Annotated in this window: 20 protein-coding genes; 3 read left to right on the top strand and 17 right to left on the bottom strand. The window is 53.3% G+C overall.

Features of this window, described 5'->3' with window-relative positions:
- Positions 1-10: 10 nt before the first annotated feature.
- The 4 genes from KNP85_RS06270 to KNP85_RS06285 all read right to left on the bottom strand — a co-directional run bounded on the left by KNP85_RS06270 (position 11) and on the right by KNP85_RS06285 (position 2,996).
- Positions 11-1,750, bottom strand: a complete 1,740-nt coding sequence (locus KNP85_RS06270; RefSeq protein WP_214802227.1) for a methyl-accepting chemotaxis protein — start codon at positions 1,748-1,750, stop codon at positions 11-13.
- Between the two features lie 96 nt (positions 1,751-1,846).
- On the bottom strand, positions 1,847-2,296 hold the full coding sequence (locus KNP85_RS06275) for a hypothetical protein (RefSeq protein WP_214802230.1): 450 nt from the start codon (positions 2,294-2,296) through the stop codon (positions 1,847-1,849).
- A gap of 12 nt (positions 2,297-2,308) precedes the next feature.
- The gene (gene fabZ / locus KNP85_RS06280; RefSeq protein ID WP_029594702.1) at positions 2,309-2,731 is read right to left on the bottom strand and encodes a 3-hydroxyacyl-ACP dehydratase FabZ; all 423 of its coding nucleotides are present in this window, start codon (positions 2,729-2,731) and stop codon (positions 2,309-2,311) included.
- Positions 2,732-2,744: 13 nt separating this feature from the next.
- Positions 2,745-2,996 (bottom strand): DNA-directed RNA polymerase subunit beta, encoded by a 252-nt coding sequence (locus tag KNP85_RS06285; RefSeq protein WP_029594701.1) that lies wholly within the window; start codon positions 2,994-2,996, stop codon positions 2,745-2,747.
- A gap of 207 nt (positions 2,997-3,203) precedes the next feature.
- Between KNP85_RS06285 and mscL the strand changes: the two genes are divergently transcribed.
- Complete coding sequence (gene mscL, locus KNP85_RS06290) at positions 3,204-3,581, top strand: large-conductance mechanosensitive channel protein MscL (RefSeq protein ID WP_214798702.1); 378 nt, start codon at positions 3,204-3,206, stop codon at positions 3,579-3,581.
- 27 nt (positions 3,582-3,608) lie between these two features.
- Here mscL and KNP85_RS06295 read toward each other — a convergent pair whose 3' ends face one another.
- The 4 genes from KNP85_RS06295 to KNP85_RS06310 all read right to left on the bottom strand — a co-directional run bounded on the left by KNP85_RS06295 (position 3,609) and on the right by KNP85_RS06310 (position 8,389).
- Positions 3,609-4,706 (bottom strand): glycerate kinase, encoded by a 1,098-nt coding sequence (locus KNP85_RS06295; protein ID WP_251136244.1) that lies wholly within the window; start codon positions 4,704-4,706, stop codon positions 3,609-3,611.
- Between the two features lie 64 nt (positions 4,707-4,770).
- A complete protein-coding gene (locus KNP85_RS06300) occupies positions 4,771-5,550 on the bottom strand; it encodes a flagellar hook-basal body protein (RefSeq protein WP_214802233.1) in 780 nt (259 codons plus the stop codon).
- Between the two features lie 11 nt (positions 5,551-5,561).
- On the bottom strand, positions 5,562-6,335 hold the full coding sequence (locus KNP85_RS06305) for a flagellar hook-basal body protein (protein ID WP_214802236.1): 774 nt from the start codon (positions 6,333-6,335) through the stop codon (positions 5,562-5,564).
- Positions 6,336-6,457: 122 nt separating this feature from the next.
- Positions 6,458-8,389, bottom strand: coding sequence for a sensor histidine kinase (locus KNP85_RS06310; protein WP_214802239.1), 1,932 nt, complete (start codon positions 8,387-8,389; stop codon positions 6,458-6,460).
- Positions 8,390-8,569: 180 nt separating this feature from the next.
- On the opposite strand from KNP85_RS06310, the gene KNP85_RS06315 reads away from it, so the two are divergent.
- Positions 8,570-10,381 (top strand): sensor histidine kinase, encoded by a 1,812-nt coding sequence (locus KNP85_RS06315; RefSeq protein ID WP_214802243.1) that lies wholly within the window; start codon positions 8,570-8,572, stop codon positions 10,379-10,381.
- Positions 10,362-11,141 (top strand): response regulator, encoded by a 780-nt coding sequence (locus KNP85_RS06320; protein WP_214802247.1) that lies wholly within the window; start codon positions 10,362-10,364, stop codon positions 11,139-11,141. Before KNP85_RS06315 ends, KNP85_RS06320 begins: the two co-directional genes overlap by 20 nt.
- A gap of 35 nt (positions 11,142-11,176) precedes the next feature.
- Here the strand turns inward: KNP85_RS06320 and KNP85_RS06325 are convergent, their stop codons facing one another.
- The 9 genes from KNP85_RS06325 to atpG all read right to left on the bottom strand — a co-directional run bounded on the left by KNP85_RS06325 (position 11,177) and on the right by atpG (position 19,624).
- Positions 11,177-11,938 carry an SDR family oxidoreductase gene (locus KNP85_RS06325; RefSeq protein WP_214802250.1) on the bottom strand — a complete coding sequence of 254 codons (762 nt, stop codon included), beginning with the start codon at positions 11,936-11,938 and terminating at the stop codon, positions 11,177-11,179.
- Entirely contained in the window at positions 11,939-12,373 is a 435-nt protein-coding gene (locus KNP85_RS06330) for a DUF4275 family protein (protein ID WP_214802252.1), read from the bottom strand.
- 102 nt (positions 12,374-12,475) lie between these two features.
- Positions 12,476-13,462 (bottom strand): rod shape-determining protein, encoded by a 987-nt coding sequence (gene mreB / locus KNP85_RS06335; RefSeq protein WP_021066145.1) that lies wholly within the window; start codon positions 13,460-13,462, stop codon positions 12,476-12,478.
- 77 nt (positions 13,463-13,539) lie between these two features.
- Positions 13,540-14,841 (bottom strand): UDP-N-acetylglucosamine 1-carboxyvinyltransferase, encoded by a 1,302-nt coding sequence (gene murA, locus KNP85_RS06340; RefSeq protein ID WP_021066144.1) that lies wholly within the window; start codon positions 14,839-14,841, stop codon positions 13,540-13,542.
- Between the two features lie 246 nt (positions 14,842-15,087).
- The gene (locus KNP85_RS06345; protein ID WP_021066143.1) at positions 15,088-15,306 is read right to left on the bottom strand and encodes a DUF1146 family protein; all 219 of its coding nucleotides are present in this window, start codon (positions 15,304-15,306) and stop codon (positions 15,088-15,090) included.
- Between the two features lie 200 nt (positions 15,307-15,506).
- Positions 15,507-16,703 carry an EAL and HDOD domain-containing protein gene (locus KNP85_RS06350; RefSeq protein WP_251136245.1) on the bottom strand — a complete coding sequence of 399 codons (1,197 nt, stop codon included), beginning with the start codon at positions 16,701-16,703 and terminating at the stop codon, positions 15,507-15,509.
- Between the two features lie 171 nt (positions 16,704-16,874).
- Positions 16,875-17,285, bottom strand: coding sequence for a F0F1 ATP synthase subunit epsilon (locus tag KNP85_RS06355; RefSeq protein WP_021066141.1), 411 nt, complete (start codon positions 17,283-17,285; stop codon positions 16,875-16,877).
- 28 nt (positions 17,286-17,313) lie between these two features.
- Positions 17,314-18,732 carry a F0F1 ATP synthase subunit beta gene (gene atpD / locus KNP85_RS06360; RefSeq protein ID WP_021066140.1) on the bottom strand — a complete coding sequence of 473 codons (1,419 nt, stop codon included), beginning with the start codon at positions 18,730-18,732 and terminating at the stop codon, positions 17,314-17,316.
- 34 nt (positions 18,733-18,766) lie between these two features.
- Positions 18,767-19,624, bottom strand: a complete 858-nt coding sequence (gene atpG / locus KNP85_RS06365) for an ATP synthase F1 subunit gamma (RefSeq protein WP_021066139.1) — start codon at positions 19,622-19,624, stop codon at positions 18,767-18,769.
- Positions 19,625-19,639: the final 15 nt, after the last annotated feature.

Genomic DNA, 19,639 nt, shown 5'->3' on the forward strand with positions numbered 1-19,639 from the left:
TTGAGACTGTTTACAACTTGAACTGTCGGCTCATGCGTTGCATGTCCTCGGCCGTGTGCGACAAATCTTTAACGAGCCGGTTCATCGTCTCGCTCGTCGCCGACATCTGTTCGGTCGAGGCGGCCACTTCCTCGTTACCAGCCGTACTCTCTTCAGAAATCGACGCGATGTCAGAAAGACCACGTTTGATGTCGTCTTGGTTCGTCTTGACGCGTCCGAGCTGCCCTTGCATCGAGTTCGTCAGGCGCTGCATCTCCCGCACACTCTGTTCAATCTCATTGAAGGCGCGCTTCGTCTCCTCGAGCGTCCGCTTGCCGTCCTCGGCAGCGTACATGCTGTCCGTGAACGTCTCGCCGAGCGCGATCGAGTTTCGTTTGACGCTGCCAACGATTTCCGAAATCTCACTGACCGACCGCGCAACGCTGTCGGATAACTTGCGAATCTCAGAAGCGACGACGGCGAAGCCTTTTCCATGCTCCCCGGCACGAGCCGCCTCGATGGCCGCGTTCAAGGCGAGCAAGTTCGTCTGCTCAGAGATTTGACGGATCATCGTGACGAGCGCCGTCACTTCGTCCGCCTGTTGCTCGAAGTCCTTCACCTGGCCTTGCGACTCGCGCACTTGCAGATGGATGTTCGTCATCTTGCCGACGGCATCCTCCATCAGTTCGAGCCCTTCTGCCGTCACCCGACTGACGACTTCCGCTTGTTCGCTCACGCCGTTGCCGTCGTGCGCCGTCTGGTCGACAAGTCCCGAGAACTCATTCATATGTCCGTACAGTTTCATCGTGAGCACGCTCTGATTCTCGACACCGCCCGCGATTTCTTCCATCGTGAACGCGATTTGACGCGAGGCATCGTTCACTTCTTCCGAGATGCTCGCCACGTTGCCGCTCTCATCGCGCACCGTCTGAGCGGACGTTTGTAATCCGGAAATCAAGTCGCGGAGCATTTTCGTCATCTGATCCATCGAGGCGGTAAGCCGCTTGATCTCATCGTTCGCTTTCAACTGGATGTTGTCCATCTCACGAGCCGCCGTCGCCAAATCCCCGCTCGCGATATGGGTCGCGACACGCTCGAGCTCCCGGAGCGGACGAAGTTTCCAGCCAAGGTAGCGCCAGATGATGACCGAGGCAATCCCAAGCAAGACGACGAGTCCGATGAGAATCGGCGGCAAGCTCTCTTGCAACACGTCTTCCGTCACCGCTGCGACATCACTCGCCCCTTTGTCGATTCCAAGTACACCGATGACGTCCCCGCCTTGTTTGATCGGAACGAGCACCGTCATATAGTCCCCGTACTCTGGGTCCTCGACAATCGGTGTCGTGACGGTCCCCCCTTCAAACGCCGCTCTCGCGTCCGCAAACGATGTCGCCGTCGTCGGCGTTCCGATATCGACCGCGTCGGCCGCGCTCATACCATCGACGATGATTTGAAGCTCTTCGCCGTCGGCTGCGAGTGTGTACACATACATGGCCCCGATTTGCGTCCGATACGTGTCGAGCTGTTCCCGAAACTGCTCGAACCGTTCATCTTTCGCAGGGTTCTGTAAAAATGCCGCATACGCTTCCGCGTCGATCGCCTCGCTGATCCGGGCCCCGTCCGCCAACAGGACCGCTTGCATCGAGCTCTGTACCGTATGCTTCGTACTGACGTACTGCAACACGCCGAATGTGACGATGAGTAGCGTGATGAATGCCAACATCATCGCCAAAATCCGCGTCTGTAGCAATTGTGGTTTATTTCGTTTCATGTGATTCCCTCCATTCGTCCTTACTGTATGTATCGGACGATTTCCGAAAAACTGCACAAAAAAACGGATGATTTTCGACAAAAATCATCCGTTCGTTCATTCATTTGTCGAATCTACTACCTCGAGCGGCATCGACACCTCAGCCTCGCCCTCTTCTCCAATATGGAAGAGAGGCAGCGTCTCGGTGACGAATAGATCGGGGTTCAAATCCGCTTGATAGACGTAAGTTCGCACGTCCCCTTCGCGTTCCGCGACGAGTTCACCGAACGGAATCGGGACACGCGTGCCGTCGACTTCATAACTAATGATCGTCGTCGGATCGAGGCGACGGTCTTCGAGCATCCGAATCGTGAACAGCATCGTCGAGCTGTTCGTCCGCTCGAGCGAGACCGCAATCGATTCCGATTGACCGGCCCGTTTTTCAATCATCGCATCTTCGACGTCCTGCTCGAACACGACGTTCTCTTCGGTCGGATCATCTTGCACTTGTTGGCAACCGACGATGGTCGCCAATCCGAGAATCAAGGCAATCACCAATACGCGCATCTCGTTCTCTCCTCACTTCAAGGCGAAAGTGAGTTCCGCTTCACAAGCAACTTCTCCATCGACCGTCGCCACGGCGCGCCCTTTACCGATTGGTCCGCGCACTTTCAAAATCTCGACCTCGAGGCGCAATTGATCGCCCGGGACGACTTGACGTTTGAAGCGACATCCATCGATACCTGCGAAGAACGCGAGCTTGCCGCGGTTCGACTCCTGCTTGAGCATCGCGAAAGCGCCGACTTGCGCAAGCGCCTCGACGATCAACACGCCAGGCATGACGTTATAGTCTGGGAAATGTCCATTGAAGAACTCTTCGTTCGCCGTCACATTCTTTAATCCAACGGCCCGTGTGCCTTCTTCGACTTCAAGAATTCGGTCGATGAGCAAAAACGGGTACCGATGCGGGATCACTTCTTTAATCTGTTCAATCGTGTACATGGTTCCACCACCCTTATGATGTTAGCCAAAAATCGGTGATATGGCGCCACGTGTCGATGTTGAACACGTCCTTCCACTCGCCTCCGCCAATCACGCTGTACCCAATGATGGCCCCAATCGCAAGCATCACGAAAGCCAACAGCAGGACAACGATGACGCGTAACAAGATTGGGAAACGTCGATGGTTCGATAATCGCTTCCGCTCCGTCCGCTCTTTGGACTCGGTCTGTTCCGAGCCGTTCTGTTCTTCGTTCGCCACGTCCATACATCCTTTCAGCTGAATTAATCATAACATATTAGTACCTGGTATTAAAACTATTGCATGAGTTCTATATAAGTGTAACGTATCTACCATACGTCGAACAAGCGCCCGGCCTAGGGCAAGGGCGACGCTTCTGTGAAAAATTCCTGCCCGCTTCCACCTATGCTGTGCTATCGTAAGAGTATTCATCATTTAGGAGGGTTTATTTTTATGTGGAAAGAATTCAAAGAGTTTGCAATCAAAGGCAATGTGATTGACCTGGCCGTCGCCTTCATCCTCGGGGCCGCCTTCACGGCCATCGTCACGTCGCTCGTCAATGACATCTTCATGCCGTTCCTCGGCATCCTCATCGGCGGCATCGACTTCTCGACGCTCGCGGTGTCGGTGCTCGGCGTGAACGTGACGTATGGCAACTTCCTGCAAGAAATCGTCAAGTTCTTCCTCGTCGCCTTCGCCTTGTTCATGATGGTCAAAGTGCTGAACCGTCTGAAACGTGAGAAAGCGGTCGAAGAGACACCAGAACCGGAACTGTCGCGTGAAGAACAGCTCCTCTCGGAGATTCGTGACCTATTAAAAGAACGCCCGTGACCAAAAGACGCCTGAACCGAAGTTGGTTCAGGCGTCTTTGTCGATTAACCGGAACGCTCGGCTGACGGCGTCCGTCAAGAGCGGTGCCGCTTGCTGCATCGCTTCCTCGAGCATCATCACCCGGGAAACAATCGGGAAGACGGCCTGAATCCCGACGTCCGGGACGGCAATCAGTTCCGATTGTCCGGCGAAGACGAGCGTCGGGACACCATATGCGTGGGCGAGGCACGCCAACCCGTATGGCGCTTTCCCGTGAAGCGACTGCGCATCGAAGCGACCTTCTCCGGTGATCAACCAGTCGGTCGTGCGCAGTTTCTCTTCCAGGTTCGACCAGCGTATGACTTCTTCAATACCGCTCACGTACCGGCCACCGAGCTGATAGAGCGCGAAACCGATACCTCCGGCTGCGCCCGACCCAGGCCGCGTGGCCAAATCACGTTCGAAACAACGGGCGTACGTGGCAAGCAGTTCGTCATAGCGCACGACGTCCTCTGGCGCCAATCCTTTCTGCGGACCGAACACGGCCGCGGCCCCGTCTTGTCCAAGGAGTGGATTCGTCACGTCCGAGGCGATGCGCCACTCGACATGACGTGCTTCCGGGAGGAGTCCTGTCCAATCGACTTGAGCGACGTGCTCGAGTTGATGCGGGAACGGCCCAATGATCTGTCCAAACTCATCGAAGAAGCGGACACCGAGCGCCTCGAGCAAACCTTTTCCCCCGTCGACAGTCGCGCTCCCGCCGAGGCCAACAGTGATGCGTGTCGCCCCGCTCTTGAGCGCATGCTTGATTTGCAGCCCCGTCCCATAGGAGCTGTAGCGCCACGGGTCGAGCGTATCGACAAGTGTGAGCCCAGACGCCTCGGCGACTTCGATGACTGCTTCTCGCGTCAGTTCTAACCAACCGTACCTTGCTTGTCGCATCGTCCCATCAAGCGACATGACGTCTTGCGTGATGGTCTCGGCATGCGGATGTGTCAGGAGCCACGCATCTAAAAATCCTTCGCCTCCGTCTGAAATCGGCACCTCGATGACATCGTGTCCAGCGAGTGCCCGACAAACCGCCCGATTCGCTTCCACGCTCGTCAACGATCCTTTGAACGAATCCATCGCCACGACAATCCGCATGTCCATCCCTCCTCGTATTCAGTGTAACGCAAAAACCGCCCTTCCGAAGAAGAACGGTCCGTGATTAACGCAGTGACGTGACGAGTCCCATCATCTGGTCGCTCATCGACAGCGCCCGTGAGTTCATCTGATACGCACGTTGCGTGATCGTCATGTCGGTCATCTCTTTCGTCAAATCGACGTTCGACGATTCGAGCGTCCCTTCGATCAACAGATTGCCGAGCGGACGGTCAACGTCCGCCGCCAAATCAGCCGCATAGACGTTGTTGCCGAGCGGTTGGAGCGCTGACGTGTTGCGCACCTCGACGATATCGAGACGGCCGAACTCTTGCTCGACCCCGTTCACGCTGGCGACGACCATCCCGTCTTGACGGACGCGGTGCGCCGTCGACTCATTCGGCATGACGATCGGGTTCCCGTCCGCACCCAGGAGGGCGTTGCCGTTCACGTCGACGAGCGTCGTCGTCTCACCGACCGACAGCTGCATGTTCCCGCTCCGAGTCAATCCGACACCATTCTCCGTCTCGACGGCGAAGAACTGGCGGCTCGCTTTCAAGAACACATCAAGGCCACGGTCAGTCTTGCGAATCTGACCGATATTGAACTGTTGGCTAATATCGGCGACGTGGCCGCCGACACCGATGCGAATCCCGTTCGGCGTGTCGCGCCCGACCTCAAGCTCGGCGCGTGGTTGATTGTCATACGCCTGCGACAAGAGCGAGGCGAAGTGGGTCTGTTCCCGCTTATAGCCGGCCGTGTCGACGTTGGCAATGTTGTGACCGGTCACATCGAGCTGGCGCTGAAGCTGCGTGAGCGACGACACCGAGTTATAAATCGATTGCATGGGCTTCCTCCTTAACGAATCCGAGCGATTTCAATCGCCCGCTCGGCACTCTTGTCATATGCTTGGACAACTTTTTGGTTCGCCTCGAATTGACGGTACGTCGTCATCAAATCGGCCATCGTCCGGTCAAGATCGACGTTCGCCTCTTCGATAAATCCTTGTTGGAACTGAACGTTCGCAGCAGGCGGTGCGTCTCCATTGACCCGATAGTCGTTCCCGACTTGCTCGAGTGTCGCCAAGTCATCGATTTGGACGGCACCGAGCGTCGCCACGTTCTGCCCAAGTGACGTGATTTGTCCGTCACCTGACAACGTGAACTCACTTGACGGCAATTGAATCCGTTCGCCGGCGTCTGAGAGGATATACCCGCCATCTGCCGAACGCAAGAAGCGTTCCTCATCGACCGCGAAGCGTCCGTTCGTCGTATAGAGCGTCTCACCGTTCTGTTCGACGGCGAACATAGCGGCACCCGTCGCGTCAGCCGGTACCTTCATATATACGTCGGTCGGGCTGCCCGTCTCGGAGATGCTTCCCGTCGAGAAACGCGGCATCGTCTCTTGCAAATACACGCCTGTCGACAACGTGCCAACCTCGCCTTGCACGCGTGAACCCGAATTTCCCGGGTGGCTCACTTGGGCGAGCAACATTTCTGGGAACGAGCGGACGACGCCGTTCGATGCCTTGAATCCAGGTGTCCGGACGTTTCCAAGGTTATTGCTCAAAATCTCTTGTTGACGTTGGAGCGCGTTCATCGCGCCCGCCGCCGTATATAATCCGCGTAACATGGTTCGTCTTCCTTTCATCGTTCAAAGTCTTCACTCTGTATATCGTACCAAACGAATGTTTCATTCACCGTTTTTTGAAAAAAACTAAAAAAAAACCACTTCGCAATGTGAAGTGGTTTTCGTCAAGCGACAATCGGGAGTTCGACCGTCATGGTCGTCCCATTCCCAAGTTCAGAACGGACGCTGATTGTCCCGCCATGTGATTCGATAATCTCCTTACAGATCGCAAGCCCAAGGCCGGTGCCTCCAATATTGCGGCTCTGTTCGTTTTGGACACGGTAGAATTTCTCAAACAGTCGTTCGGCATCTGCGGGCGCCACCCCCATGCCTTCGTCTTCGATGGCGATCCGGATGACATCGTCATCGCACGAGACGTTGACGGCGATATTGCCGCCGTCGGGTGAATATTTAATGGCGTTATTCAAGATGTTCGAGAACACTTGACGCAGTTGCGCCGGGTCCCCGGAGACGCGAATCGTTTCATCACAATCGAAATGGAACGCATGCAACTCGGTCGAACCAGCATGAATCTCAAGAATATCGGACAATAGTTCGAACAAACTCTCGACTTTGAAGTCTTGCTGCGCGTTACCGGACTCTATCTTCTGCACGTCGAGCAGATTGCTGACGAGCCGCTCGAGCCGGGTCGTCTCGCTATGAATCATGCTCAAGTAGCGTTTTCGCTTCTCTTCGTCGACGTGACGATGTTCAAGCAGTTCGGTAAAACCGAGAATGGATGTGAGCGGGGTCCGAAGTTCGTGAGAGACCGTCGCGACAAGTTCCGTCTTCAAGCGATCAATCTCAATCTCTTTCGTAATGTCCCGCGACACAAACATCACGCCGAAACGTTCGTCCTGCAGTTCAATCGGTTCGGCGTACATCCGTATGATACGTCTTCCCCCTTGCATCGAATACGTAAACGTTTCATCGAAGATTCCACAGTTTTTAGCCCGGTGTGTGAAGCGATTGAGACCGTCCTGATCATCGATTTGGTCCATGAACGGCTCATAAAACGCGTCAATCGGATACAAGCTCTGACGGTCGCCGAACGGGAACGGCTGCTCATACAGTTCGAACAGCGCCTCATTGGCGAAGCGTTGGTTTGTGTCTACCTCGACAAAGACAATCGCGTCGCGCATCGTATGCAAAATGCGGGCCGTCTTCTCGCGCTCTTTCTCGAGTTCAGTATGTTGATGAATCAACGAGCTCGACATCTCCGTAAATGATTTCGATAGTTGACCGACCTCGTTTTTCATTGGATTGATCGGAATAAGCGTAGCATGCGGATCGACGGCCAGCCGTTCACTGTTCGTGATGAGCGCCTCAAGCTGTTTCGTCAACCGCACAATATATGGTTGTAGGCTAACGAAGAGGATGAACAACGCGCCGAGCAAAATAAGTAGCCACATCCATTGAGCTTTAGCGAGCTGCTCCGACAGTTCTTCCCGGAGACCCGACTCTTGAAAGTCGAGCTCGGAGCGATAGTCCGTGAAGACCGATTCCATGTCGACGATGCTCGCACTCATATCGGCCGCACTATTTGAATTAAATTTGAATCGTGTCTGATTCGACGATGCATTTTTCGGCATAAGCTGGCCGACGGTCGCCATCTGTAAGAACGGCTCATCGACTTCCCCGTTCGCTTTGGCGACAACGTAACGTTCGAGACCAGGCATGACGCGCGTCGTATAGATGGTAAAGAGCAAACGCGCCTCTTCCGCGAACGTCGTCTCTTCGTTTGTCTCGGCGTTCTGTTCAAACCAGCTCGTCTGGTCATCGATGCGGGTCTGGGCTTGTTTCACTTCCGCCAACAGGGCATCTTCTCCGAGCAGGACGTGGCCGCGCATCTCGTACTGCATCGACTGCCACGTCTCGAACAAATCGGTTGCCCGGGCCCGCTGTTCACTGATCCGTTCGAGTTCGACCGTGGTTTCGCGGATCGCTTGCTGGGTATAAAAGTATGTGCCAAGTGACGTCAACGTGATTAAGGCGATCAATACGTAAAACACGGTGAGGACTTGGCGGCTAATTCGTTGTTCAATCCAGCGTTTCATATATAGCCTTCTTTCATATCGATGATTAATCGGATTGGGTAGTTTCGTATGTTCGGCTATTCAAAAAAGTCAGTTTCGTGTACGATAAGAAAACATTCGTCACTTTATACGTGAACGATTAGTGTCAGTATATCGTTCGTTTCTCACAAGAAACTCACAAATCACGAAGGGAATATGCAGATGACCCCTAAATCGATCGGGCTGGTCGTATTGATTATCATCTTCGCGCTCGCTGGCGGCTTCGCCTTGACGCGTGGACAGACGATCGACGACTCAGTCACCGTCACACAAGGAACGGCCGATTTGACCGACTCTCGTGTGACCGACCAACTCATGCGTCTCGATGGGACGTGGCGCTTTCAATCGAGCCTGCTCGAGCGAGTCGACCGCGAATCGTATCGACAACTCCCGCATGTGACGCCGCACAAGACGGCGACTTATGAAACCGACATCTCATTGCCCCCGGGACAATACGCTTTGCGTGTCCCGCGTAACCACCCACATGTCAACCTCCTCATTGATGGAGAAGCTGTCTCACCCGTCTACGCATCGACAGATCAAGACCCTAGACATGCCTATCTCGTTCTGTTAGATACGCAGACGCCGACGTTTCGTTTGACGATTCAAACGGCTGAGACAAATGAGCTCTCGACTGGTATTTCCGACAGTCTGCTCATCGGTCCAACGAGCAATATGATCACCTATCATAATCAATACTTCAGTTATGAGTTCGTGATCATCCTCATCTCGCTCCTCATTTTTTCTTTCTATGCGATCGTTTGGCTGTTCCATCGCAAAGAAACACTCTATCTATATGGAGCTGCTTTCTTTTTCCTCGTCAGCGTCTCGCTTATGACGAGTGATCAAATGATCATATTCGAAATCGTCCCTATGATGTCTTACGTTTTAGCCCATAAATTAAATATGATTACGGCATTACTGAGCGTCGCGATGTTAATCAACTTTGCGTTATGTCTTGAACGCGTCCCGTTTCGACACTTTTTGAAGTACGCGTCCTACCCGCTCTATGCGTTCAGCCTCATCGCCTTGGTGCTGTCTGAAGGTGCGCACGCGATATTCGACCAATTTCCTTGGGTGTATGTCCTGTTCATCACATTCTTCTGGACCGGACTGAACATCAATTGGCTGTTCGAACGAAAAGACGACGGCTATCCGTTCGAATTTCTCGTGTTCACGATTTCGCTCATCATCGGCTATGTCGGCCAGTTGATTAACGTTTTGATTGACCACCCGAACCAAGAACTGTATACGAGCGTCATGTCGCTCATTTACTTCCTGCTCATGTTCACGTTGCTCCCGATTCACTTGTCGACGGATAAACGAAAAAAGCGTGAAGTGCTGACGTTCGCCAATCAAAGTGAAATCTCATTTTTCAACGCCCAAATCAAGCCGCACTTCCTATACAACACATTCGGGAACGTGATTGCGCTCTGTTACACGGCACCGACTGAGGCAGCACGTTTGCTCAGCCATTTGAGCACATATGTCCGCTTCATCTTCGAGAATGGGCGGACCGAGAACGATATCTCGCTCAAGCAAGAACTCGACGTCATCGACTCGTATTTGATGATTGAGCAGACTCGCTTCAATGATGCGTTCACCATCACGAAAGATATCGACGAATCCGTCCTCAACGCCTCGATTCCACCGCTGTTATTGCAACCGCTCGTCGAGAACGCGGTACAGCATGGGTTGATGAAGCAACCAGGTATCAAACGGCTCATGTTGTCGATCCAGTCCTCAGATGATGCAATCGATATCCGGATTGCCGACAACGGCATCGGGTTCAATCCGACACCGCACTTGAGAAAATCGAATGGAATTGGTATCCCGAATGTCAAGAATCGGATCGACTTCATATCAGATGCCACATTTAAATTAAATTCTGAACCAGGGGTCGGAACGCATGTGCATATCCGACTCCCAAAACGAGAGAGGATGAACGAGCAACATGCGCACGATTTTGATTGAAGATGAGCACCATATTTTAAGGATGATGGAACGCCTCATCCAAGCTGAACCAAACTTGAAATGGATGGGGTCGTTCCACGATCCGTTCCAAGCACTTGAATTTTTAGCAAACCAGGAAATCGACCTCGTCTTTCTCGATATCGAGATGCCACAGATGAGCGGCCTTGATTTTGCCAAACGTTTACCCGAAACAACGCAAGTCGTCTTTACGACGGCACACAGCCAATATGCGGTCGAAGCGTTCAACTTACAGGCAACACACTACCTGCTTAAACCAATCACCGAACAGATGATTCACGACCTGATCCCGCGCGTCTCGAAGCGATACGCGGAGACACTATCGACCGAGCATCACCGGACGTGTACGATTCAATGTCTCGACCACTTCTCAGTCAAGACACAAGACGGCGACCTCGTCAAATGGCCGACGCAAAAGACCGAGGAACTGTTCGCCTACTTGATTTTCCACCGCGATAAAGTCGTCAACAAATGGCTCATTGCCGAGACACTTTATCCGGATATCGACGAGCCGCAGCGTGCACTCCATAACGTCTATAACCTCATCTATCGGTTGAAAAAGACGCTCGCCGAGTATGATTTGAGCATCACGGTTCAGACGATTAACAACGGCTACTCGCTTCATTTGGATGACGCCTGTCTTTGCGATTACCATGATTGGTTAGATGCAAAAGAAAAGCCGTTCCCGCAAACGGAATTGTCCACTCGACTCTTTGTCGACAAAGATTATACATGGCATTGAAAAGAGCTTCTCCCAATTCAAGGGAGAAGCTCTTTTCAGCGTCCGACAAAGCCACCGTCGACATGAAGATGTTGGCCGTTGACCCATGCCCCGTCTGGCCCCATGAGGAAGGCGATATAGCGGGCCGTGTCTTCAGGGGTGCCGACGCGCCCATGGGGGAACAGCGGCTCGAGCTGTTCGCGAAGCGCGTCGTCAATCCAACCCGAATCGGTCGGGCCCGGGTCGAGCGCGTTCACAGAAATCCCGTACTGCCCGGCCCCGTTGGCGAGTGCCGGCGTGATGGCAATCAGCATACCTTTCGTGGCGATATATGCCAAATTGGACGCATCCGCCCCACCGGATACCATGAATAAAATTCGTCCGTCCGTATGCCCAGCCTGTTTGTATCGCTCGATGAAGGCAAACGTCAGACCAAGCGTCCCTTCGTTATTGACGAGATAATGCCGGCGGAGTGTCTCGGTCGTGAACGTATCGACGCTCACGTGCCGCTCATACGTCGCATTGTTAATCAGACGGTTCGGAGTACCGAGCGCCGCTTCGACGCGATTGAGCAGCCCCTCTACGTCTCCAGACGACAAATCATACGCTTCATGTGCGACACGGGCCCCTAATGCCCTTAATTCGTTGACGAAGCCGTCAATGAAATTCGGTTCCGCCCCGACACCTTCCGTGCCGTCAAACGGACTCCAGTGCGTGAGATACAAGTCATGACCTGCCGTAGCAAGTTTTCGCGCGATGGCTGCCCCGATGCCTTGCGTCCGGCTGACGCCGGTAATGAGTGTGAGTGGTCGTGTCATTTAATGATCCCCTTTAGCCCTTAATTTGGTGAGAAAATACGGTCCCCAGTCCGCTTCGTGCGGGATGTCATACGTCCACGTGTAAGCCGGGTCGACGATATAGACATCCGCATAGTCCATTGTTTCGACAATCAAGTCTTTCCTAGTGAGTGGTTTCGCTTGCGTCAAATCAAGCTCGAGCACATCGTTCGAGTGTTGAAAAAAAAGCATCGCTTTCCACTTCCCGGCTCGTTCGAACGCATGCTCAGCAGTCGTTCCGACGAGACAGCCTTCAGTCCCTGCCACGATATCCTCCCACAGGTAAGGGGAAAGACGTGTCCGCTGTTCCGGTCGTATGAAGTGCGCCACCCATGTCTGACGCGCTTTCTGGCCTCGGTCTTCAATTTTTGTGACCTCGACCCCTTTCGCCGTCAATCGCTCAATCAATGGATCCATCTGCAGCCCTCCCTCCCTTAGTCTATCCATTTCCAGGAAATTCGGACAGTGTTGAACGCAAAAAAAGCACGACGCCTACTGACGTCGTGCCTTTAGATGATCTTACTTCAAACGATCCAAGTGCTCGAGCATGATGCCCGTGCCGTGCGCGACGCTGAGCGTCGGCTCTTCGGCGATCATGACCGGCAATCCGACACGCTCGGCAACGAGCTGGTCGATTCCGTGGAGGAGCGAGCCGCCACCTGTCATGATGATGCCGCGGTCGATGATATCGGCCGCAAGTTCCGGAGGCGTCTGTTCGAGGACGCGCTTCGTTGCTTCGACGATCTCATTTGCCGATTCGGCCATCGCTTCACGGAGTTCTTCCGACGTGATGGTTACCGTACGCGGAAGCCCACGCACCATGTCACGACCTCGGATATCCATCGTCTCGTTACGTCCGCCTGGGAAGACCGTCGCAATCTCTTTCTTGATTTGCTCGGCCGTCCGCTCACCGATGACGAGCTTATGCTTGTCTTTGATGGCGCGGAGGATGTCCGTATCGAACCGGTCCCCGGCGATTTTAATCGTTTCGCCGCAGACGATATCGCCCATCGAGAGGATGGCAACGTCTGTCGTTCCGCCACCGATGTCGACGATCATATGACCGACCGGCTTCCAGATGTCCATGCCCGAACCGACGGCTGCTGCTTTCGGTTCTACGGCGAGGAAGACCTCTTTCGCGCCGGCCTTCTCGGCCGCCTCACGGATGGCTTTCGCTTCGACCGGTGTCACGTTCGCCGGCGTACAGATGAGCATGCGGATGCCGCCAAAGAAACCGCGGACTTGAATCTTCTCGACGAAGTGACGAAGCATCTCTTCGGTTGTCGCGAAGTCGGCGATGACGCCGTCACGGAGTGGACGGATGGCGACGATGTCACCAGGTGTACGTCCGACCATCTGATACGCTTCTGTCCCGACAGCGAGTACTTTCCCTGTCGAACGTTTAATGGCAACGACCGATGGCTCGTCGAGGACGATGCCTCGACCTTTGACGTGGATGACGACGTTTGCTGTTCCTAAATCAATCCCGATATCTTTTGAAAACATGGTGTGTAGGTTCCTCCGTTCATTACTTCATTGAAAAGAGCGAGAAGAGTCTCTCCTCGCTCCTATGAGTCTATTAATTAGTTCTTAACCATCTCTTCGGCAACTTCGACGTTCCCTTGGATGCGCTCGATGTCAGCACCGAGAGCTTGCAATTTCTTGTGGAAGTCAACGTAGCCACGGTCGATGTGGTAGAGATCGCCCACGCGTGTCTCTTCGTCCGCGATGAGTCCAGCGAGGACGAGAGCAGCACCGGCACGAAGGTCAGTCGATACGACTTCAGCACCTTGGAGGCGAACGCCACCTTTGATGATGGCCGAACGGCCTTCGATTTTGATGTCTGCGTTCATGCGGCGGAACTCTTCCACGTGCATGAAGCGATTCTCAAACACTGTTTCTGTGATGACCGATGTGCCGCCTGCTTTCAAGACGAGCGCCATCATTTGGGCTTGGATGTCTGTCGGGAAACCAGGGTGTGGCATCGTCTTCACGTCGACCGGCTTCAACTCATCCGGTGCGATGACACGCATGCCTTCTGCTGTATCCTCGAACTTGACGCCCATTTCTTCCATCTTCGAGATGAGCGGACGAAGGTGCTCGCGCTCAGCGCCGATGACTTCGATGTCGCCGCCTGTGATGGCTCCTGCGACGAGGAACGTACCGGCTTCGATGCGGTCAGGAATGATTGAATGCTCGGCGCCATGAAGCTTATCGACACCTTCGATGCGAATCGTTTCTGTACCGGCACCGCGCACGTGTGCGCCCATACCGTTCAAGAAGTTGGCGAGGTCAACGATTTCAGGCTCTTTGGCGACGTTCTCGATGATTGTCGTGCCTTCTGCGAGGACGGCAGCCATCATGATGTTCTCTGTCGCGCCGACAGATGGGAAGTCCAAGTAGATCTTCGCACCTTTCAAGCGACCGTCAACTGAAGCTTCAACGAAACCGTTGCCAATGACCGTCTTCGCACCCATCGCCTCGAAGCCTTTTAAGTGGAGGTCAATCGGACGTGAGCCGATCGAGCATCCGCCTGGCATCGCAACACGTGCGTGACCAAGGCGAGCGAGAAGAGGACCCATGACGAGGATTGAAGCACGCATCTTACGGACGTACTCAAGTGGCGCCTCGTCTTTGATTGTGCCCGACGCATCGACAGTGACTTCATTACTCGCTTCGTCAAATGAAACCTCTGCACCGAGGTGGCGAAGCACTTTGTTAATCGTGTACACATCAGCGAGGCGTGGCACGTTTTGAAGTACCGACTTTCCTTCACCTGCTAATAGAGTGGCAACCAATGTTTTGAGTACGGCGTTTTTAGCTCCTTCAACACGCACAGTACCTGACAATTTACGTCCTCCACGGACTACAATCAAATCCTTCATATCTCTCTTTGTCCTCCAACTTCGTTGATTTTTTGTTTTATACGTCGATATCCGTTACCGGATGTGGTTGTGTCGATTACTATGATGGTTTGTATTACGTGACGCTTCATCAGAGAGAAAAATAATAATAAAAGCAACCATAAAATTCTGATGAAAAATTTCGTCATGTCAGACGAATTTATCCTATCACGATAAACATATACGATACGTTACAGCAGGATTACAGTTTAGTAATCATTTCCCTGCCTACTGTAATGGTGCGAGTGCCTGAGCCAATCGGATATACTCCAAAAAGAACTGGGCGATCAGTGAACCGAAGACGACGGCCACGAGGACGCGCAAGACGGCAGCTTGCGGACTCCTCACTTGATTGAGCAAGCGGTCCCATTTGACCGGCATGAGCGCCCACCAAGCGACGTAGATCGCTACGACGTAGATGACGAGCGATAATACGGTGTTCAGCATCGACGATTCCCCTCTTTTCAAAAATTCGTACCATTTTTAATCATAGCATGACGCGTCAGAGAAAAAAAGACTTAGCGTTCTAGTGAGTGGTTGAATGGGTTCATCCGATCAACTCGCTTTCTCTCCATAAACCGCATACAAAAAAAGGAACGTCAACCGGCGCATGGCCTTAGTACAGTAATTGACGTCCCTTCAACATTTCAAACATTATTCACTTCAGCATCATAAGTTTGGCTCCAACGGATGGCTTCGACGTAGTAACGAGACAAGTCCGGCATCGTCTCATCGACGTCGACCGTCAACCGCTCATAGGCGAGCACCGTATCGAGCAAACCGCGCAACTCGTTGTCTTCCCCGAGAAGCGCCGCTTTGACGACGGGTTCGACCGGAAGCTCCGAGACGAGCGTATGCATCGTCTCGTCCAAGATGACGTCAAGCGACGAGAAGATACCCGTGATGAACGCGTCGAACGCCGTCACGTGCGGCAGCGTCTCGGCCGCGATCAGTTCCATCATCTTGCCGCGGATGACACTCTGTTTAATCAATTCTTTCGATTCGGATGTCTGTAACTCACGCAACAACATCAAGTAGGACCAACGCCGCATCTCATCGAGCCCGATGCGCGCGACGGCCTGTTCAATCGATTGAATCGTGTGACGTCCCTTTTGATAAACCGTGTTGACCGAGCGTAACATTTTATACGACAAGTCGACGCTTCGTTCGATTTGGCTGGCGATGCGTCGGAAGTCCGGTTCCGGCTTATCGAGCTCCTTCAGCACTTCGACGAGCGTATGCCGGAGCGGATGGACCTCGGCACCGTGGACGACCGTCGGCCGACTGAAGAAGTAGCCTTGGAACATGTGATAGCCGAGCTTCTTGGCAATCTCATATTCAAACGGTGTCTCGATTTTCTCCGCTAGAAATTCGACGCGATGGCCGAGGGCGTCGATGAGCCGCTTCTGTTGGTCGATTGGTGTCGCCTGGTAGTCGATTTTGATGATATCGGCGAGTCCGATGAGTGGCCGATACTTCTCTTCGAACACGAAGTCGTCGAGGGCGATCGTATAGCCTTTCCGACGTAACGAACGTAACGCCGCCAAGACTTTCTCCGTCGGTTCGACATGCTCGAGCACTTCGACGACGAGCGTCTGCCGCGGCAATAAAGCCGGGACCTCGCTCTCAATCAAGTTTTGCGGAAAGTTGATGAACGCTCTCGTCCCTTCCGTCAACTCCCGAAAGTTGAAGACGAGATAGGCGTTATGAATCACGTCGGCGGTCGCAAGTGCGTCATCGACATGTTCAAATATATTTTTCTCGCTGCGGCGATATAACAGTTCATAGCCACAGACGCGTAATTTTTGATCAAAGATCGGTTGGCGCGCAACATAAACTTTCATCCCATTGTCTCCTTTACCGTAGTTCCCACCTATATTATCGGATAAGAGATGTCTGTCTTCCACTATTTGGGCGTAAAACTTTTGATGCTTTGGACCTATATATAGAAGGAACGTGATTCATTCGGTCCATCCACAAAAAAATCTCCCCTGCGGCTGCAGGAGAGATGTCGGTTATTCTTTGATATCGCGAATGCTCAAACGGTTAATCGCTTTTTTGAGCGCGAGCTCCGCACGACGGAATTCGAGGTCCGAGAGCTTCGTGTCTTGAAGACGACGCTCGGCACGAACTTTCGCCGCAGAAGCGCGGTCGTAGTCGATTTTATCCGCCATTTCGGCTGTTTCAGCTAAGATCGTCACCGTGTCGGGACGAACTTCCATGAAACCGCCGCTGAGTGCGATCAGCGTGCGTCCACCATCTTCGTGGCGCAGTTTGAGAACTGAGATATCGAGCGGTGTCACCATCGGGATGTGTTTCGGTAAGATACCGAGTTCACCGGTCACCGATTTGGCGACGACCATCCGTGCCTCGCCCTCATAGGCTGCACCATCCGGGGTGACGACGTTGACGTGAAGAGTATTCATCGTCTAGTTTCCCCCTTCCGTGTAGGTCTTAGACCAACGTCTTCGCTTTTTCGATGACGTCTTCGATTGGACCAACGAGACGGAATGCATCTTCTGGAAGATCGTCGTGTTTACCATCGAGGATCTCTTTGAAGCCGCGAACTGTCTCTTTAACTGGTACGTACGAACCTTTTTGGCCTGTGAACTGCTCAGCCACGTGGAAGTTTTGTGACAAGAAGAACTGAATACGACGGGCACGGTGAACCGTGAGCTTATCGTCTTCAGACAACTCGTCCATACCGAGGATTGCAATGATATCTTGAAGCTCTTTGTAACGCTGAAGCGTCTGCTGGACGTTACGGGCTACTTCGTAGTGCTCAGGTCCGACGATGTCAGGCGAGAGGGCACGTGAAGTCGATGCGAGCGGGTCAACGGCTGGGTAAATCCCCATCTCCGAAAGACGACGCTCCAAGTTAGTCGTTGCATCAAGGTGAGCGAACGTTGTCGCTGGAGCCGGGTCAGTATAGTCATCGGCTGGTACGTAAACCGCTTGAATCGATGTGACCGATCCTTTAGCTGTTGACGTGATTCGCTCTTGAAGCATACCCATTTCCGTTGCGAGTGTTGGCTGGTAACCTACGGCAGATGGCATCCGACCGAGAAGGGCCGAAACTTCCGAACCTGCCTGAGTGAAACGGAAGATGTTATCGACGAAGAGAAGAACGTCTTGTCCTTGCTCATCGCGGAAGTATTCTGCCATTGTAAGACCCGTCAAGGCTACGCGAAGACGCGCGCCAGGCGGCTCGTTCATCTGACCGAAGACCATCGCCGTTTGCTTGATAACGCCTGAGTCCGTCATCTCGTGGAACAAGTCATTTCCTTCACGCGTACGCTCACCGACTCCTGCAAATACAGAAATCCCGCTGTGCTCTTGCGCGATGTTGTTGATGAGTTCCTGAATGAGAACGGTTTTACCTACACCGGCACCACCGAAGAGGCCGATTTTACCACCTTTGATGTATGGTGCGAGAAGGTCGACGACTTTGATTCCTGTTTCCAAGATTTCAACTTTTGTCGACAACTCATCGAACGTCGGTGCGAGACGGTGAATCGGTGACCGACGGACAGTCGGTGACACTTCTTTATCGTCAATCGGGTTACCGAGTACGTTGAAGACACGACCGAGCGTCTCTTCTCCGACTGGTACTGAAATCGGTGAACCTAAGTCAAGTACTTCCATGCCGCGGCGAACGCCGTCCGTTGAGTCCATCGCAATCGTACGGACCGTGTCATCCCCAAGGTGAATCGCCACCTCGAGCGTCAAGTCGACACTGACATCTTGTGCCGATTCAGCCACGTGTGTGACTTTAAGGGCGTTATAGATGTTCGGTAAGTGGTTGTCGAACTTAACGTCGATAACTGGGCCCATGACTGCGACTACGCGGCCTTTCATGCCGTATTCGTTCATCGTGTTAGCCTCCTACAATCTAGAGGGCGTGCGCTTATTCAAGCGCAGCCGCACCTCCGACAATCTCTGTGATTTCTTGTGTGATCGCCGCTTGACGCGCGCGGTTGAACTTGAGCTTGAGTCCACGGATGAGTTCATCCGCGTTGTCTGTCGCGTTCGACATCGCCGTCATCCGAGCCGCGTGCTCCGATACTTTCGCATCGAGGAGCGCGCCGTAGATGAGTCCTTCCGCGTAACGCGGGAGAAGCGCTGCTAAGATCGTTTCTTCTTCTGGTTCGTATTCATACATCACATTAGATGCGGTCTGTTCGATATTCCCAAGCGGAAGCAATCGATCAATCTTCACTTCTTGGCTGATGACAGAGATAAATGAGTTGTAGCAAAGCTTCAATTCATCAATCTCGCCTTCACTGAACGCGCCGACCGTCTGTTTGACGATCTCTGCGACTTCAACGAATGATGGCTGGTCGTTCAATCCTGTCATGGCACTGTACACCGGAATGTTACGTGCCTTGAAGAACTGAACGCCGACCTTCCCGATCACGTACAGACGGTACTCGTCTGTTGAACCGTGTTTGGCTTTCAACTCGCGATACACGTCACGAAGGACGCTGGCGTTGTATCCACCAGCAAGTCCGCGGTCTGACGTGATGACGATATAGCCGGTCCGTTTGACGGGACGGACTTGAAGCATCGGGTGTGTTGCGCCTGAAGTACCGCCGGCAATCGACGAGATGACTTCCTGCAACTTGGTCATGTACGGCTTGAAGTTGGCGTTGCTCCCTTGAGCGCGGTTCAATTTCGAGGCCGACACCATGTTCATCGCTTTCGTGATTTGCTTCGTGCTTTGGGTCGAGGTGATCCGCATCTGGATCTCACGTAATGATGCCATTTCGATTCACCACCT

This window comes from Exiguobacterium sp. s194 (assembly GCF_018618275.1).
GTDB lineage: Bacteria > Bacillota > Bacilli > Exiguobacteriales > Exiguobacteriaceae > Exiguobacterium > Exiguobacterium chiriqhucha.